This is a genomic window from Bartonella occidentalis (assembly GCF_037070875.1).
Classification (GTDB): domain Bacteria; phylum Pseudomonadota; class Alphaproteobacteria; order Rhizobiales; family Rhizobiaceae; genus Bartonella.
The window spans coordinates 97,731-114,002 of record NZ_JAYMZJ010000002.1 but is presented as its reverse complement, the minus strand read 5'-3'; the positions used below and the strand labels follow the sequence as shown (position 1 = coordinate 114,002).

Here is a 16,272-nt window from a genome sequence, read left to right as displayed (position 1 = left end):
GAACAGTAATGTGGGATGACGCTGTCAAAACCATGAATAAAACTATAGTGAATACATTCGGTCAGCCTGTCACCTATATCAGAAAAGATGATGGAATAGCGCGAAATATCTGCGCCGTTTTAAAAATCAGCCATTATTTGGATAACTCTAGCGGCAACACGCTAACCAATATTCAAATAAAAGCACTTGACATTCGCGTGAGTGATATTGGCGGTCATCAGCCCATGTTTGGTGACCATATTGTGATTGAAGGAGTAACCTATAGCGTTACTGATATTTTCCAGTCCACCTCAGACCTCATTAAAGTAACTCTTAACAAAGAAAGTTATCGCCTATGACATTAAATGATAAAGTCCATCATCGTACAAAGTTACGTCACTATATTGTTGAGATGCTAAAGGCTGAAGATTCACTAACGGACGTGCAAATTTTTTGCAATCGGACTGCACCAGTACACGAAAAGGTATTACCTTGTATATTAGTACGTAGTGATAGTGAACGTATGGATGAGCAATATACACTTGATAATGGCGGACGCAATCGTACCACGACAATTACAATTGAATGCCGCGTTGCTGAACATGCAGGGGATGATGTCGCTGATAAATTAGCGATGATCGTAGAACAAGCTTTTTATAAGAATCCCCGTCTTAGTGGATTGGTTTCTGCAAGCAAATTTGTATCAACAGAATTTAGCTTTAGCATGCAGGGAGAACTTCCGATTTATGCCGTAGATTTAAACTTTGAGTTTGATTATTTGACTGAATACGACCCTAGTGATGCAAGGGAAATAAATGTTTGAAAAAACGGCAGCGCAAATAACTGATTTAGAGCGACGTGTTTCTGGGCAAATTGTTATCGGCCACATTAGCGAAGTTGATTACAAAAGCGGTCGCTACCGTGTTCAGTCAGGTGCACTTTTAACTAATTGGTTACCGGACTGCCAAGTGCGTGCTGGCAAAACGCAAATTGGAGTGGGCGTGATATCGGTGAGCAAGTATTACTAGCTTCACCATCTGGTGATTTAACACAAGCAGTTATCGTTGGAGCCATTCCAACTGCTAAAACTCAAGCTACGCTATCAAAGGTTTCAGTTGTTTGACGTATAAGCTCTCGCCTATGAACACCAAATACCACTCGACCACCACGGCTAGCTACAGTACCCGCCATAAATGCTGACAAAGCAGTTTTTCCACCACCTGTTGGCAAACGAAGCAAAACAGATTGATGTTTTCGCAATGCCTCCCGTAAAGCGTTAATACATTCTATTTGATAAGGACGTAAATAAAATGCCATAAAATGGCTCCTTCTCCGTACACATCTTTATGAGTTGCATATCAATGAATTTTCATAACTCTACATAAAGATTATAAAATAATAAAAATTTTATATAATTTATCCATAAATTAAACAATATACCAAATACAGCAACTTATTTGATTATATTTTAATAAATATCTTAACAAAAAAATACTAGAATTATCAATTTTTATTCTCCATTATGTAATTACCTTTCTTTAATTTATACTTTCTATTACTCTAAAATGATTACATCATGATAATCTTATGATTGAAATAGTGACTAAATAATGCGCAATATGTTGACAAATTTATAAAAATGAATACATTTTCTATAAACTTGAAAGGATGATTCTATGACAAAAGCTGTTGTGCGACACAACATTAATCGTAAATGGATTGAAGATAAAATGATTGACGTTGGTATTGAAAATATCAGCGAACTTGGTCGTAGAATTGGTGTACAAAATCGCACTTATATGTATCATTTTTTAAGTGGGCTCCGCCCTTTCTCGCTTCAATCTTTACAGAAATTAGCTTCCACTATCCATGTTCCACTTCGAGAACTTATCCAAAATGTTGGTGGCGAACAAAAAGACTTTTTAATCGCCATTGATGAAAGTGATACTGCTCCACTGCAAATAAGAGGAACAATTGACGATCGCATGCAAGTTGTCTTTTATCCAACGGACTATTCTTATGAAACGACCACTGTTGACATTAAACCAGCTAGCGGCACCTTTGCACTGCGCTATGAAACAACTAATAGTGCTTTGTCGGTGCTTGACGGCGCAGTTGCAGTCTTTGATGAGCGGCAACCCATCAATCACGATGCAATAGTTGGCCATGTTCACCTTCTCTGGTTGGCAAATGGAAAAATATTGTTGCGCAAAGTGGTAGAAAGCACAATTGCAGGAAAATATAATTTGAGTCATGGTAATAATGAACTCCTTACTGATCAAGAGGTGATTGCTTATGCCCCAACAAGGGCTCTGGCACTTTTTTAATATGCGAAGCCTTTTAGCAAAGCACTACGGCACCCTACGGGGCACCTAAGCGAGATTGTTGGAAAGTTTATAAAGATGGCTATATCTGAATGGTTGATTTACTAAGCTATCAAATCAATATCTAATTTTAGGTAATAGTTAAGTTATTTTAGAAAAATTTTTTCTTTTTGTTCTTTTTGTAAGATAATTTCCAAACCAAGGGTTTGTGCGACTGCAACAATATTTCCCATTTTAGGCTCGTGGCATCCATGGTACCAACTGTGCACTGCATCCGAGCTTAAGAAAAATATGAAACGCAAAAGGTGCTAGCTGTTTTAGTGCTTTTTTATTTTTTAACTCTCTCTTTTTTTCTCTTCAAAAGCACTTAGAGTAATTTCTCGTAAAAAAAAAACATCAGTACTAGTACGTTACAATTTTTCCTTTTTTCTTTCGCGAGTTAATCAATTTCTTAATTCTAAGCCTTGAGTCTTGCTTCTTTTAAAGATTACAGTATCATAAAAATTTTAATTCCATTTTACGGAGCCTTTTGGTTTATATAATATAAAAAAAACCAATGCCCCTAGTCCAAGATGTCACTTTGATGAGCCACAAAGTCATCCCCTTGATATATTTATCTTTTTGCAAATTTTATCGCTAAAACAAATGACCTATCACGTATGCTTATTCTTTAAAATAGCACATAACACGCTTCTATATAATATAAAATTAAGAAGGAAAAACAAAGGCTCCATCAAAAATGGAACCTCTTAAAAATTTGCTGTAAAAATTAAAATTTATAAGCCACGCCAACACGAAAATCGTTAACTTTATAATCAAGCTCAATCGTGTTTCCAAATTTCTTTTTACCAAAATCTGAATAACGATATTCTGCACGAGCAATAACATTATCCGTGATTGCCAAATCGATACCTCCACCAAGAGTATAACCAATCACTGTCTTTGTATCATTCGATTTAGTATTAGAGGACTCCGCTCCTGCAATCGATACTGATAAAATATCTTGGAAGCCCCCATACGTGACACCCCCAGAGATATAAGGCATAATATAACCAAAAGGATAGCCAATACGCATTCGCGTAGCACCAGTCCACTTTTGCTTAAAAGTATGATCAAAAGTTATATGATCCTCTTCCACTTTTTTAGGACTTCTCACAATAGATCGAGAACCTCTACTATTTTCACCTATCAGTGAGTTTTTAATAATACTCTTTGCTATATCATTGAGTTTTTCGTCCTTATCGTTATCATTTTTAACGCCACTTGGATCTGGTTCATTATTGCCCATGACAGAAGCAACAGAAGTGACAAAAATTTTTGTTCCCTTTCGCTCAGATAAAAGCACGTCCGTATCAACACCCAATATAAAACCTTGACCAAGATCTATATTAGCGCCTGCAAAAACACCAGCTACAAAACCAGAAAGTTTAGGCAAATATTTTTTCTCAACCGGAACCCATTTTATAGCCTGAGTATCTTCATACGGCAAGAGAGGAACATCATTGTCACGAGCAGTTGCAGAGAGTTTACTCGAAAAGCTATTTATTTGTCCTCCAAGATAAAAACCTTCCCAAGAAAAGGTAGAAGAAGAAATACTTGGTGAAACAATCTGTTCAGACTTTTGAGAGATCATACCATCTGCTGCCTGTGCTAGAGAAGCTGATATAATAGTGAAGATGGATGCCCCTATTAAATATTTTGTAATCATAAAATCATACCCCAATGCTATTGTTCAAACATAATAAAAACATTACGCAAAACACTGCAAAATTTTATGCTGCAAAATCGCACATATACTTTATGATATATCAAAATTTTATATTAGCAAACAATTTTTGATTGTTTATGAAACTTAAGTTATAAAAAGTACTTTAAAAGTGATTATTTATAAAAACATGTTGTATTTAATTTTATCTTTTTCAATAAATTAAATAACTTTTTATACTTATAATTCTTATTTTAATTTAATAAACTTAAATGTATAATAACTTACTTTCCAAATCTAATTGACAATAAAATAATAAAAAACATGCTATACAATAAATTCAATTAAATTATAATTGTCGTATATATACATCATTTAAGCTTTTATTATAGATACAACATATCCAAAACGAATGAATGAGAAGGATCTAATCTTCTGCATACAGATTTAATTATTAAGTCTGTAAATATGATTTGGCTATCAGCGATACATCTCGTGCTAAACATACGGTAACTTAATGCTGTGAGTGAAGTAAAAACGCTTTATAATGTTAGATCTTGAGAAAAAAATCCTGCATATCTCTAAACTTTCAGAAGTTCTTACAGACTTTTGAATTTATAATTCCTTTAAAATGTTGATCCTTTATGGGGAGATTAGCTCCTATTCTAAAAAAGCTTATTAAGAAAGTGGCTTAATCTTAACTATGATTTTTTTATATTCTCTATCTTTAAAGATGCAAAAATTAATTTATCACACAATAAAAATTCCAAAGAGGGCTTACTTATTTTCACTAAACAATAGGAAAAGTTTGTGATTACGTACTTATCAAGATACTGGTTATTTGAGCTATTTTAGTTATGGATATATAGAAACAGCTAGTAAGCTAGCGGTTGTTAAGGGTATGATTATAATGGATACAAGCCCAAACCATACTTTTAAGAGGTTTGCGTCAATATAAGCGGAGAATAGAGAAAGCCGTTTGTATAAATTTTATGACAAACGGTTTAGTATTCTTATTGTTATAATGTAGATATAATAAGATATTCCAAATTTTACACCGCTTAAAAAGCTTAAAGGATAATTATAAATAGTGCTAGCTGAATTTCAGAAATGAACTAAAGTAAAAGGAAAACGACTCAAAGAGCCTATTAATCAATGTGCGGAAGAGTCGGGTTTATGAACAAAAGACACTTATGTTTTATTAATTATCAGGCGGTAAAAACGAAGGAGCTAATTAGAAGCTTTCAAAGAAAAAATTCTTATACAGATCATTAACTCTTTATTCTAGTCTTGAATGATTATTAGCTTATTGTGCATAAAATTTTTCTTATTTTTATCCTAATGGTCACCATTAAAATATTTGTTTTGGCTAAAATATAAACTCCTAAAACCTTTTAAACTTTCATAAAGGGTGTTTTAATAGATACTATCCGAGACATTTTTATAAATTTTTTATGTTATAATATGCTATAAAACCCTTCAAATGGATGAGAATTTTACCTTTTCAATTTAAGAAAATTTCTTAGCTTTACACTATAAGTATATTTACTTTACACCAAAGCGAATATATTTTACTACGAAAAGAAATACTTTAGATTATAGAATTGAGAAAAAATTCATACTCAGCTTTACGAAATTGAACAGAATATCACTGCCGATACGTTTGGCTAATCCTTTAGGGATATCTGCACCTTTAGAGGATATTTATTAATCTTTTATTCAAAGTTATTTTCTGTGTTTTACTTTATCTAGAGTAGAAAATTGAGACTTATCAAAATTATTGATTGAACGCGTGATGGGCTTGGAAATAGTTTCTGATCACCATATAGATGTCATTTTTACTTCAAATGCTAATGCTGCTAAGATGTCTCTGTGATATTTATTAGATGAACTTTCTTAAAAAAACTGGTACCTAGGTAAATTCTAAAAAACAATATTTGTGTAAACTTAAATTGAAAAATATATTTAATCTACGGATTATGAGAAATGCGTTTGATACATGCGTTTCTATCATCAAATTCAAGACGATGCTTTTAAGTAATGTAAGAATGCACTATAGATCTGTATTTGAATATATCACTGCTTTGAAAATGTGACTGCTGCTTTTGGATAGCTGTTGAAAAAACTGTTCAACAGGAAAACCTATAAAATCGACAATATCATGTTCAGTTTTCTCATTGAGTTTTTTTCAAATGTGGTGACACTGGAAGAGGGTATTTTGTAAGTTTTTGTAAGCTCCGCTAAGGTTATGTTCCAGCGACCTAGTTTGGCTAAAATACTAAGAAAAAATTATTTACAAAAACATAGTTCAAACTACAAAAAAACTTTTAAATGTTTTTTTAAGATATTTGAAGAGCTTACATTTTTCTTTTCTAAAAATCACTCAAAAGCCTTTCCTCTTCTAACTCTAATATGATTATGATAGAATTATCCTCCCGCAATGTATATAGCTACATATAATGGCTATTGTTTTCTTATTCTGCTTCTTCTAAGGTAATTTTTGTTGCACACTTGTTGGCTTTTTTATAGCGATAAGTACGACAGATACTTTTCATTGATCGTCAGTATCTTCCCTCAAAACCCTTCTCAGCAAAAGGAATTGAGCGGCTTTAATCTTTGGTTGCCATCTAACACTAACAAATCACTTCCAAGTGCACGAAAATAGTTGAGTAATAAATTTTTTTACAATGAAATTTGTTGCTACATTATCTCAATTTTAATAAATAATATTATGATTTGACTTTACAGCTCTTCTATCAGTTACAATAAAAACTAAAACACTAACATAAATATTGCTAATGACATTTGAATTAAAACAGATTAGTCGTGATCACTTACCCCATCACTTTAAAACAACTCACAACAGCCCACCGGTTGAATGGAAAATAAGTGATGATTTAATCAAATACCCTGATGCACTCCATTATATGCAAGAGCGTGTAAAAAAAATTCTAGAAAAAACAGCGCGTGAACAAGTTTGGCTTCTTGAACATCCTTCCCTTTATACAGCAGGAACAAGTGCGAACAAAAAAGACCTTTTAGCACCTAGCTTATTTCCTGTTTATGAAACGAGTCGGGGTGGTGAATTTACATATCATGGGCCAGGACAGCGTATTGTTTATGTTATGCTTGATCTTAAGCGCCGCAAACAAGATATTCGTGCTTTTATTAGCGCACTAGAAGAATGGGTCATACAGGTGCTTGCAAAATTTAATATTATAGGAGAACGTCGTGAAGATCGAGTTGGTGTCTGGGTTAGACGATCCGATTGCCCAGAAAAACAAGATAACCTTTTTTCTGAGGATAAAATCGCTGCTATTGGAATACGTGTACGCAAGTGGGTGAGCTTCCACGGGATTTCCATTAATATCAATCCTAATTTAACACACTATTTAGGAATTGTTCCCTGTGGAATTACTAATTATGGTGTAACCAGCCTTCGTGATTTAGGTATTTCTGTAACAATGCATGATATTGATATTGCTTTGAAACAAACATTTGAAGAAATTTTTGGATCAACAATTGATGTTTCCTAAATGCATTGATTTTTCAATAAAAAACGGGCATAGAGTCTATTTTAATTAGAGAGTTTATTTTAATCAGGTAGATAATCCAAATGCCATGAACGATAATAATAAAGATCTTTTTAGTATTTTAAATAATGCTCAATCTAGGATAACAACAAAAGAAAAAAATCTACAAGTTCCAGTAAGCAAAGAAGCAATGACTTCAAAAGAAAATATGCAAAAAGATGACTATAATGCCTCATCTATTCGGGTTCTTGAAGGTTTAGAGCCCGTTCGTTTACGGCCTGGAATGTATATCGGTGGAACAGATAGTAAAGCACTTCACCACTTATTTGCAGAAGTTATTGATAACGCAATGGATGAGGCCGTCGCCGGTTATGCAGACTTAATTGATGTATCATTAGATAGAAACGGATATTTGACAGTTACCGATAATGGTCGCGGTATTCCTGTTGAAAATCATCCTCAAATGCCTGAAAAATCTACTCTTGAAGTCATAATGACACAACTCCATTCAGGTGGAAAATTTGATGGAAAAGCTTATCAAACTTCAGGAGGATTGCATGGGGTAGGAATATCTGTCGTCAATGCCCTTTCCGACGATGTAGAAGTTGAAATTGCGCGAGATCGCAAACTTTACCGGCAAAGATTCTCGCGTGGCATTCCTCAATCTGAATTAGAAAATCTAGGTGATGTTTATAATCGCCGCGGGACAAGAATTCGTTTTCATCCTGATAGTGAAATTTTTGGTGAAAAAGCAGCTTTTGATCCAGAAAAGATTTATAAAATGGCGCGTTCCAAAGCTTATCTTTTTGGTGGAGTAAAGATTCGCTGGAGTTGCGATCCTATCATACTTGAAAACACAAAAAATATTCCGGAAAAGGCTGTTTTTCATTTTCCAGATGGACTTAAAGATTATTTATTATCATCATTAAAAAATGAATATCGAATAACATCAGAAATTTTTTCTGGAAAAACAAAACAACGCAGCGGTCATGGCTCAGTTGAATGGGCAGTAGCCTGGCATAGTGGAGATTCTTGTATACAATCTTATTGCAATACTATTCCTACTAGAGAAGGTGGAACACATGAAATAGGGCTGAGGCAAGCTCTTTTACGCGGATTAAAATCCTATGCTGAGTTAATAGGAAACAAGCGTGCCGCTATCATTACATCAGATGATGTTATGATTTCAACAGCCGCAATACTTTCAATCTTTATAAGGGAACCCGAATTTGTTGGACAAACTAAAGACAGACTAGCGACAACAGAAGCACAACGTATCGTTGAAAATGCAATACGTGATCCTTTTGATCATTGGCTAACAAACTCTCCACAAGAAGCAACAAAACTTCTTGATTGGGTTATTGAACGAGCTGAAGAACGCGTTAAGCGACGCCAAGATAGAGAAGTAAATCGAAAAACTGCTGTGCGTAAATTACGTTTGCCTGGTAAGCTAGCAGACTGTAGTCAAAACTCAGCTGCAGGCGCTGAATTATTTATTGTGGAAGGTGACTCTGCTGGTGGTTCTGCTAAACAAGCACGAAATAGGGAAAACCAAGCAATTTTACCGCTTCGTGGAAAAATTTTAAATGTAGCAAGTGCCGCACGCGAAAAAATGAGCTTGAGTCAAACAATTGGCGATCTTGTACTCGCTCTTGGATGTGGAACGCGCTCTAAATATCGTGAAGAAAATCTCAGATATGAGCGTGTTATTATCATGACGGATGCAGATGTTGATGGTGCTCACATTGCTTCACTTCTCATTACTTTCTTTTTTCAAGAGATGCCTGACCTTATTCGTCAAGGACACTTATACCTCGCTGTGCCTCCCCTTTATAGAATATCACAAGGAGGAAAGGTCGCTTACGCACGTGATGATGCTCATAAAGACGAATTATTAAAAACTGTATTTACTGGAAAAACTAAGATTGAAATTGGACGTTTTAAAGGCCTTGGTGAGATGCGTGCTGAACAGCTTAAAGAAACAACTATGCATCCTCAAAAACGTACGCTTTTACGCGTTTCTATTGATGCAGTAAAAATACAAGAAACTAAAGACACAGTAGAAAGTTTAATGGGTAGCAAACCAGAAGCACGATTTCGGTTTATACAAGAAAATTCTACTTTTGCTTCTAATCTTAGTATCTAAATTTTAAAAAAATTTTTCCCTCAAACTACTGCAGCAGCATCAATAACTCGTAATTGTGGAGTAACAGTGCCGTTCCAATAATTCAAACTAAGACTGCCGGCTAAATGGATCATTTTACCAATATTTTGAGAAAGAAAATACCCCAGTGGTGTTCCTACCGCACGAAAAGCTATTCCTTGTAATTTTTCTCCCTCAATATTAGAGATAACGAGGCGAAGATGCCCTCTCCCAACCTCACACAAACTAACCAATTGATGAGAAGGGAAAGCAAAAACAGGAGTAGTATTCCCTGAACCAAATGGTCCTGCTTTTTCGACCAAATCGAATAGCTCTTTGTTAGCACCAAAAGCAGAAAGACAACAGTCTATACTGAGGGATTTTTTAGCACGTAACTGAGAAACCACTAAAGAGACTTTTTTCTCTAGCCAATCTCGAAAAACTTCTATTTTGGTTGATTGAATCGTGATACCAGCTGCCATACTATGTCCCCCACCATTTTCTAATAAATTTAATGTGACTGCTTCACGAACAAGTGCTCCTAAATCTATTCCACTAATTGACCGACCTGATCCTGTACCGCTTCCATCTGCTTTCAAAGCAATTGCAAAAACAGGACAAAAAAAGCGCTCTTTTAAGCGGGATGCAAGAATACCAACAATTCCAGGATGCCATTCTTTATGAGCGATCACAAGAGACGATGGTGCTTCCTGCCCTTCATAAAGATCATCAATGTAGACCTCTGCTTGAGTTAATTGAACCTCTTCCATTTTTTGACGTTCTTGGTTCAACCGATCCAATTGTTCTGCTATTTTATTGGATTCATCTTTATCATTACAGCTAAGTAAACGTGCTCCTAATGCTTGATCCCCAATACGTCCGCCCGCATTAATTCTAGGGCCTAACAAAAAACCTAAGTGAAAACTGTTAAGCGGTTCACCTATACGTGCTACTTTTGTTAAAGCGGCTATCCCAGGATTATACATGGAACGAGCGACCTGAAGCCCTTTGACTACAAAAGCACGATTAACACCTTGTAGTGGTACCACATCACATATGGTAGCCAATGCAACAAGATCGAGCATACTTAAAAGATCAGGAAGATTTTCTCTATATTTTTCTTCTTTCCGCAATAAATGATTAACCCATGCTAATGTAATGAATACGACACCAGCAGCACATAAATGCCCTTGCCCAGAAAAGTCATCAGGGCGATTAGGGTTGACAAGAGCAACAGCCTCTTGATGAATCTCTGTCATTTGATGATGATCTAAAACCACAACATCAGCACCTGCAAGCCTTCCTGCTTTTACTGCATCAGGACTATTCGCACCACAATCAACAGTAATAATTAAACGAGCTCCTTCTTGTACTAACATCATCATTGCTTGTTCATTTGGGCCATATCCTTCAACAATACGATCAGGAATATAAATTTTTACCTCTATACCCAAACAATGCAAAAATCGTGCTATAATGGCTGATGAACAAGCACCATCAACGTCGTAATCACCGAAAACCGCAATTTTTTCCTTATTCATAATAGCTTTGACAATGCGTTCCGCTGCACATTGCATATCCCTAAAACTTTTTGGATCAGGCATTAAATCACGCAATGTTGGATTAATGAATGTAATAGCATCAGATTCGTCCACATTTCTTGCAACAAGAATTCTGGCTAACTGATCTGGAAAACCAAGTTTTTGGGAAATCGTACGAGCATTAATCGCCCCTTGAACATCAAGAGCATCCACCCATGCCTGACCACACGCAGAAGATTCAACATTCAGAAAATAACGAGATTGCTCCATTTTTATTTGTCTACAATGAAAATAAATAAAATACAATTACGAGTTTAAAATAAATCATTTTCTTCCAGTATCTATCTTAACTTTTAAACAGAAGTAAGTTAACAAAATATGAGGTATTATAATACCTTACTTGTAAAGTATTGTTTTATAAGTTTTTATTTTCTCTTGACGCAAATCAAAAGACATTATATCAGGAGACGCAGTGTGCGTTAAATATTTTGCTATAATGATAATTTCAACGCAAAAAAGAAACAAAAAATACCCTCTTGAGGGTCACAATAAAGGATACTTCTATGGCAACTTTTTCACAAAAGCCAACTGAAGTGGTGAAAAAATGGGTTATTATTGACGCAGAGAACATTGTTTTAGGTCGCCTTGCCACATTCGTTGCGAATCGTCTGCGTGGAAAACATAAAGTCACATTTACTCCCCATGTTGATGATGGTGACAATGTTATTGTAATCAATGCAGAAAAAATAGCTCTCACTGGCAAAAAATATACAGATAAAAAGTATTATTGGCATACTGGCTATATTGGTGGAATTAAAGAGCGCACAGCTCGTCAAATTCTTGAAAGCCGTTTCCCAGAACGTGTTGTTGAAAAAGCTGTGGAACGCATGATTCCTCGTGGGCCACTTGGTCGCCGTCAGTTAAAGAATCTACGTGTTTATGCTGGAAATCAACACCCGCATGCGGCGCAGCAGCCCGAAGCTCTTGACGTTGGTGTTCTAAACCGCAAAAACAAAAGGATTGCTTAATTATGGCTGAAATTAATTCTCTTTCTGAACTTAACACAGTAACAAATATTACGAAAGTTAATGAAGATATCGCTCCTGTTCATGTGCAGAAACTTGATGCGCAAGGGCGCGCCTATGCAACAGGGAAACGTAAAGATGCTGTTGCTCGCGTCTGGATAAAACCAGGCTCTGGAAAAATCACAATCAATAATAAAGAATATGATAAGTATTTTGCTCGTCCCGTTCTTAGGATGATTCTTCGCCAACCAATAGTTGCAACAAAAAGGGATACACAGTTTGATATTGTTGCAACCGTTGCAGGAGGTGGTCTCTCAGGACAAGCGGGCGCAGTACGCCATGGTATTTCCAAAGCTTTGACCTATTATGAACCTGAACTCCGCACAATTTTGAAAAAAGATGGCTTTCTTACGCGTGATAGTCGTGTTGTTGAACGTAAAAAATATGGTAAGGCGAAGGCTCGTCGTTCTTTCCAGTTTTCAAAGCGATAATTATAACTTTTACACATCGCATAGAGCTCCGTTTCAGCGGAGCTTTTTTAATATTAAGATAATTGTAACAACCCAACTTTCATTTCCATTTAATAAAGTGATAAAGTTTTAGTCTAAAAAACGCTTTACCATTTTAATAAAGTGAGGAACTGAGATAGGCTTTGACATATATTCTTCACATCCGCTTGCGCGAATTTTTTCTTCATCTCCTTTCATAGCAAAAGCTGTTACGGCTACAACAGGAATAGATTGAAGTTCTTTATCCTTTTTGAGCTGTTTAATGACATCTATTCCCGATACCTCAGGCAATTGAATATCCATAAGAATAAGAGAAGGCATTGATGAACGAGCTAAATCTAATGCAACAAGACCATTACGTGTTTCAACGGTTTCATAACCGCTAGCCTCGACAAGATCACGGAATAATTTCATATTAAGTTCATTATCTTCCACAATCATGACTTTTTTTAACATCAGTATAACTCCACTTTTCTTATACAAGAAGCTTAAATACATCCCCCGCCTAGTTAAAACAAAATAATAGAAAAAATGTAAACTATGAATAAACTAAGGTTCGTCAACAAAAGCTCTTAAAACAGCGGGCTATAATGCTTAAGAAGGTTATTCGTGGCTAAGAATATTTTTTTGATAATTGGAAAACCTTTATCACAGAAGCATCTTATTTTTACATGATACAATACAAATAACAAATGTGTCATTAATATTATTGTTTCTCTTATACTAAACATACTCCACTTAAGAATCATTTTTTTCGGCATACATTCGCGATTTATAATTCTGTTCAACTTGGAAAATAATAATTCTATTTTTTCAAATAACCTTAAGATTCATTATTTGAAGAGAGGACAACCATAAACTCTATTAATTATATTTTTCTTGCAGTTTTTAGCACTGCTAAAAACTATAACTAAGCTTTTCTTCTACTTATGCACAATAAATTTCCACTCAGAAATTGTAATTGAATTGTGTGTTTTTATCATTTTAAAAACTAAAATCACTGTACATAAAAATGAATCTGTTTAATACTTTTCTAAAGTTTTACTGATTTTTTCACTGTAAAATAAAGCTAAAAGCCGTTATGGTGCCCCTGTAGATTGAGCAATGCCTAATAAAGTAAAGACAAAATACCTTGTTCATATTAAATGATAGCGTCTTATCACCTGCAACTTTGTTTCAAGCAATCTGCATGAAATCAAAACATAATATTCATTTGTTTTAACCTTACTTTGAACTCTTCTTTTTATTTTTGTTTATTCATATCCATAATCTTTTTTAATTTATTGCTGCACTCATGGTACAGTATAAATCCATTTATCCGTTTACCTCTATTTACAATATAATTAGAGCCAAATAATAACTTTTTAATCTACATAAAAAAAGATAGACAATGACAAACTATCGCTTTTGCTTAGTATTCTTTTTCAAAAAGATGTGGGCTTTCGATAACAAGCTTTTCCCGCGCTTTTTGTAGCCGTTGAATGACTTCATCAATTTTTGACGGAGAAAATGAAGAATCTTGATTATTCAATAAATGTTGCCTCTCTCTGACTTTGTAAAAACACTGCATCTGAGATTGAATCATTCTAATCTCTTGAAAAAAAAGACGTCCAGTTTCTTTGAAGTCATTATTAAGGGAAAAAAGCTGATTGGAAATTGATATTAAAATCTGTTTTAAGAAACGCTCATTTTCTTGACGTTTGCGATATTCTAAAATAAGAGCATGGCTTATCTCATCCAACTGCTTTTTAGTAGAATCAATTTTCCGCAATAAATTTGGTTCTCCCCCTATATTATCTTTTTTTGCCTTCAAAAGCATGGCATGAATATCTAATAACTTCATTGCAGAATGAGACAAATAATCCACTAATGTAGGCGTACTGGCATAGTGTTTTTGCGCAACCATCATAAAATCACCTAATGACAAGTTTTTACATTTATTCCACTATTTCTTTTATATTTTATAGAATCATTCTAAAGAAAATACTAAAATAAAATATTGTCCTTAATTATATTAGATGATCCACTGTACTCCCTTCACATTTAATTTCCAGTTAATGGTGATAAAAGACGCATAGGTGCATAGAGTATAAGATGCGTTGTTTTCTCCAAAACACTACTACTATCAGCAAGGATAGCCTGACTAGGCGATAGTTCTGTACCCTGCATAATCGTAGAGGCCAAAGAACCTTCTTTAGAAAGAGCCATCAACGTTGGTGAAGATGCAAATACATTATGTGCTCCACCATCGATATTAGAAAAATCAAAAACAGCTATTCCATTTTTACGCAACATTTCAATATCTGAACCATCTCCTACACGAGGATGTCCACCTGTAAGACGTCCTGAAACAGCCAGTGCCTTATCTGCACGAGATACCAAAATAGCTGTTGGCCGAGGTAATTGCTTAATATCATTAAGCTGACGCTCAAATACATCAAGGTCAATGTCCGGTGCGGCCATTAAAAAACTCGTAATACGTTGAATTGGCCTATACTTTCCTTGTAATGCTAAAGTTCTAAATGCTTCCATCGTAACAAAATTGCCCATAGAATGTGCAATAACAGAAATCTGATCAGCATTAGTTTCGCTAATAAGTGTCAAAAGTTCTATCAATCCATCACGTGCAAAATTGGCGCTATCACGATCATAAATATAAAGAGGTATTGATCCAGCAGAGGGCCATGAATAATGCACAGTAACAACATTTAAGGAATAATCATAGGTCAACTGAGCTGTACGAAACGTACCGTCTGCAAAATTGTTATTATAGCCATGAATAAAAAGAAAAATTTCTCTTCTTCCTTTTGGCTTTTTAGCTAAAGCAGCATTTAATTGCTCCTTGAATTGCTCTTTATTATCATATTTTTGCAATGCCACTGCTGCAAAATACTTATCATTAGTAGGTTTATAAGCGTTTGTTTCAACCACACCTTTAACATGCTGTTGAGGGATTCCTACATCAACCCGATTATAGTGCACTTTACTCGACCGCTCTGCTCCATAAGGCTGAGAATAATTATTTTGCATCCTACGACTTGTCGCAACATATACTGGAACGACAGCTTTTGGAGGAATTGGTGGACCTTCGACTTCCCTTTGCACTGCAACCATAGATGGTGTCGCATGTACGCCATGCCAGAGCACAGCACGTGATCTAGTGCACGCGGTTAATAAAATAAAGCAAATGAAAAACGTTAAATACTTTAAAAATATTGTACTTTTCACGGAAGAATACTCAATCTTGTTGAAAAGAACTAACACTTAGGATCACGGAAACAAAAGACAATTCCAAGACCTGAAATAAAGTTACTGAAACGCACTAAAAAAATACGCAAAAAACCCGTAACTATACACAACCCCTCCCCTAATTCAAATTTATACCGCACTCATGGTGCGGTCGAGAAGACTCGAACTTCCACGGGTTGCCCCACAGCGACCTCAACGCTGCGCGTCTACCAATTCCGCCACGACCACACGCTGCTTATATAAATTCTTATATAAAAAACTATT

14 protein-coding genes and 1 tRNA gene are annotated in these 16,272 nt (G+C 35.1%); 8 read left to right on the top strand and 7 right to left on the bottom strand.

The annotated features are described in order from the left end of the window. Positions 1–8: 8 nt before the first annotated feature. The 3 genes from WCP78_RS03970 to WCP78_RS03960 all read left to right on the top strand — a co-directional run bounded on the left by WCP78_RS03970 (position 9) and on the right by WCP78_RS03960 (position 1,007). Positions 9–338, top strand: a complete 330-nt coding sequence (locus WCP78_RS03970; protein WP_336279220.1) for a head-tail joining protein — start codon at positions 9–11, stop codon at positions 336–338. Positions 339–421: 83 nt separating this feature from the next. After that, a complete protein-coding gene (locus tag WCP78_RS03965; protein ID WP_336279219.1) occupies positions 422–802 on the top strand; it encodes a hypothetical protein in 381 nt (126 codons plus the stop codon). Beyond that, complete coding sequence (locus WCP78_RS03960) at positions 795–1,007, top strand: hypothetical protein (RefSeq protein ID WP_336279218.1); 213 nt, start codon at positions 795–797, stop codon at positions 1,005–1,007. Before WCP78_RS03965 ends, WCP78_RS03960 begins: the two co-directional genes overlap by 8 nt. 61 nt (positions 1,008–1,068) lie before the next feature. On the opposite strand, the gene WCP78_RS03955 is transcribed toward WCP78_RS03960, so the two are convergent. Beyond that, positions 1,069–1,296 (bottom strand): DEAD/DEAH box helicase family protein, encoded by a 228-nt coding sequence (locus WCP78_RS03955; protein WP_336279217.1) that lies wholly within the window; start codon positions 1,294–1,296, stop codon positions 1,069–1,071. 359 nt (positions 1,297–1,655) lie between these two features. Here WCP78_RS03955 and WCP78_RS03950 point away from each other — a divergent pair, with 359 nt between their 5' ends. Then, positions 1,656–2,306, top strand: coding sequence for a hypothetical protein (locus tag WCP78_RS03950; RefSeq protein ID WP_336279216.1), 651 nt, complete (start codon positions 1,656–1,658; stop codon positions 2,304–2,306). 766 nt (positions 2,307–3,072) lie between these two features. Here WCP78_RS03950 and WCP78_RS03945 read toward each other — a convergent pair. Next, positions 3,073–4,011 carry an outer membrane protein gene (locus WCP78_RS03945; RefSeq protein WP_336279215.1) on the bottom strand — a complete coding sequence of 313 codons (939 nt, stop codon included), beginning with the start codon at positions 4,009–4,011 and terminating at the stop codon, positions 3,073–3,075. Positions 4,012–6,806: 2,795 nt separating this feature from the next. Between WCP78_RS03945 and lipB the strand changes: the two genes are divergently transcribed. Together lipB and parE are read left to right on the top strand one after the other, a co-directional pair. Beyond that, on the top strand, positions 6,807–7,544 hold the full coding sequence (gene lipB / locus WCP78_RS03940; RefSeq protein ID WP_336279214.1) for a lipoyl(octanoyl) transferase LipB: 738 nt from the start codon (positions 6,807–6,809) through the stop codon (positions 7,542–7,544). A gap of 85 nt (positions 7,545–7,629) precedes the next feature. Further along, complete coding sequence (parE, locus tag WCP78_RS03935; protein WP_336279213.1) at positions 7,630–9,687, top strand: DNA topoisomerase IV subunit B; 2,058 nt, start codon at positions 7,630–7,632, stop codon at positions 9,685–9,687. 20 nt (positions 9,688–9,707) lie between these two features. On the opposite strand, the gene recJ is transcribed toward parE, so the two are convergent. Beyond that, entirely contained in the window at positions 9,708–11,495 is a 1,788-nt protein-coding gene (gene recJ, locus WCP78_RS03930; RefSeq protein ID WP_336279212.1) for a single-stranded-DNA-specific exonuclease RecJ, read from the bottom strand. A gap of 293 nt (positions 11,496–11,788) precedes the next feature. Between recJ and rplM the strand changes: the two genes are divergently transcribed. After that, a complete protein-coding gene (rplM, locus tag WCP78_RS03925; RefSeq protein WP_336279211.1) occupies positions 11,789–12,253 on the top strand; it encodes a 50S ribosomal protein L13 in 465 nt (154 codons plus the stop codon). A gap of 2 nt (positions 12,254–12,255) precedes the next feature. Continuing rightward, the gene (gene rpsI, locus WCP78_RS03920; protein WP_336279210.1) at positions 12,256–12,741 is read left to right on the top strand and encodes a 30S ribosomal protein S9; all 486 of its coding nucleotides are present in this window, start codon (positions 12,256–12,258) and stop codon (positions 12,739–12,741) included. A gap of 108 nt (positions 12,742–12,849) precedes the next feature. Here the strand turns inward: rpsI and WCP78_RS03915 are convergent, their stop codons facing one another. From WCP78_RS03915 to WCP78_RS03900, 4 genes are all read right to left on the bottom strand, one after another. Then, a complete protein-coding gene (locus WCP78_RS03915) occupies positions 12,850–13,215 on the bottom strand; it encodes a response regulator (RefSeq protein WP_336279209.1) in 366 nt (121 codons plus the stop codon). Between the two features lie 955 nt (positions 13,216–14,170). Continuing rightward, on the bottom strand, positions 14,171–14,665 hold the full coding sequence (locus WCP78_RS03910) for a hypothetical protein (protein ID WP_336279409.1): 495 nt from the start codon (positions 14,663–14,665) through the stop codon (positions 14,171–14,173). Positions 14,666–14,802: 137 nt separating this feature from the next. Continuing rightward, on the bottom strand, positions 14,803–15,987 hold the full coding sequence (locus WCP78_RS03905; RefSeq protein WP_336279208.1) for an alpha/beta hydrolase: 1,185 nt from the start codon (positions 15,985–15,987) through the stop codon (positions 14,803–14,805). Between the two features lie 164 nt (positions 15,988–16,151). Then, a tRNA-Leu gene (locus WCP78_RS03900) sits at positions 16,152–16,236 on the bottom strand. Positions 16,237–16,272 lie beyond the last annotated feature (36 nt).

Bases quoted from the DNA above. Each gene is read 5' to 3' on its own strand.
- WCP78_RS03970 (WP_336279220.1), top strand. From the start codon at position 9: ATGTGGGATGACGCTGTCAAAACCATGAATAAAACTATAGTGAATACA.
- WCP78_RS03960 (WP_336279218.1), top strand. From the start codon at position 795: ATGTTTGAAAAAACGGCAGCGCAAATAACTGATTTAGAGCGACGTGTT.
- WCP78_RS03955 (WP_336279217.1), bottom strand. From the start codon at position 1,296: ATGGCATTTTATTTACGTCCTTATCAAATAGAATGTATTAACGCTTTA.
- WCP78_RS03950 (WP_336279216.1), top strand. From the start codon at position 1,656: ATGACAAAAGCTGTTGTGCGACACAACATTAATCGTAAATGGATTGAA.
- WCP78_RS03945 (WP_336279215.1), bottom strand. From the start codon at position 4,011: ATGATTACAAAATATTTAATAGGGGCATCCATCTTCACTATTATATCA.
- lipB (WP_336279214.1), top strand. From the start codon at position 6,807: ATGACATTTGAATTAAAACAGATTAGTCGTGATCACTTACCCCATCAC.
- parE (WP_336279213.1), top strand. From the start codon at position 7,630: ATGAACGATAATAATAAAGATCTTTTTAGTATTTTAAATAATGCTCAA.
- recJ (WP_336279212.1), bottom strand. From the start codon at position 11,495: ATGGAGCAATCTCGTTATTTTCTGAATGTTGAATCTTCTGCGTGTGGT.
- rplM (WP_336279211.1), top strand. From the start codon at position 11,789: ATGGCAACTTTTTCACAAAAGCCAACTGAAGTGGTGAAAAAATGGGTT.
- rpsI (WP_336279210.1), top strand. From the start codon at position 12,256: ATGGCTGAAATTAATTCTCTTTCTGAACTTAACACAGTAACAAATATT.
- WCP78_RS03915 (WP_336279209.1), bottom strand. From the start codon at position 13,215: ATGTTAAAAAAAGTCATGATTGTGGAAGATAATGAACTTAATATGAAA.
- WCP78_RS03910 (WP_336279409.1), bottom strand. From the start codon at position 14,665: ATGGTTGCGCAAAAACACTATGCCAGTACGCCTACATTAGTGGATTAT.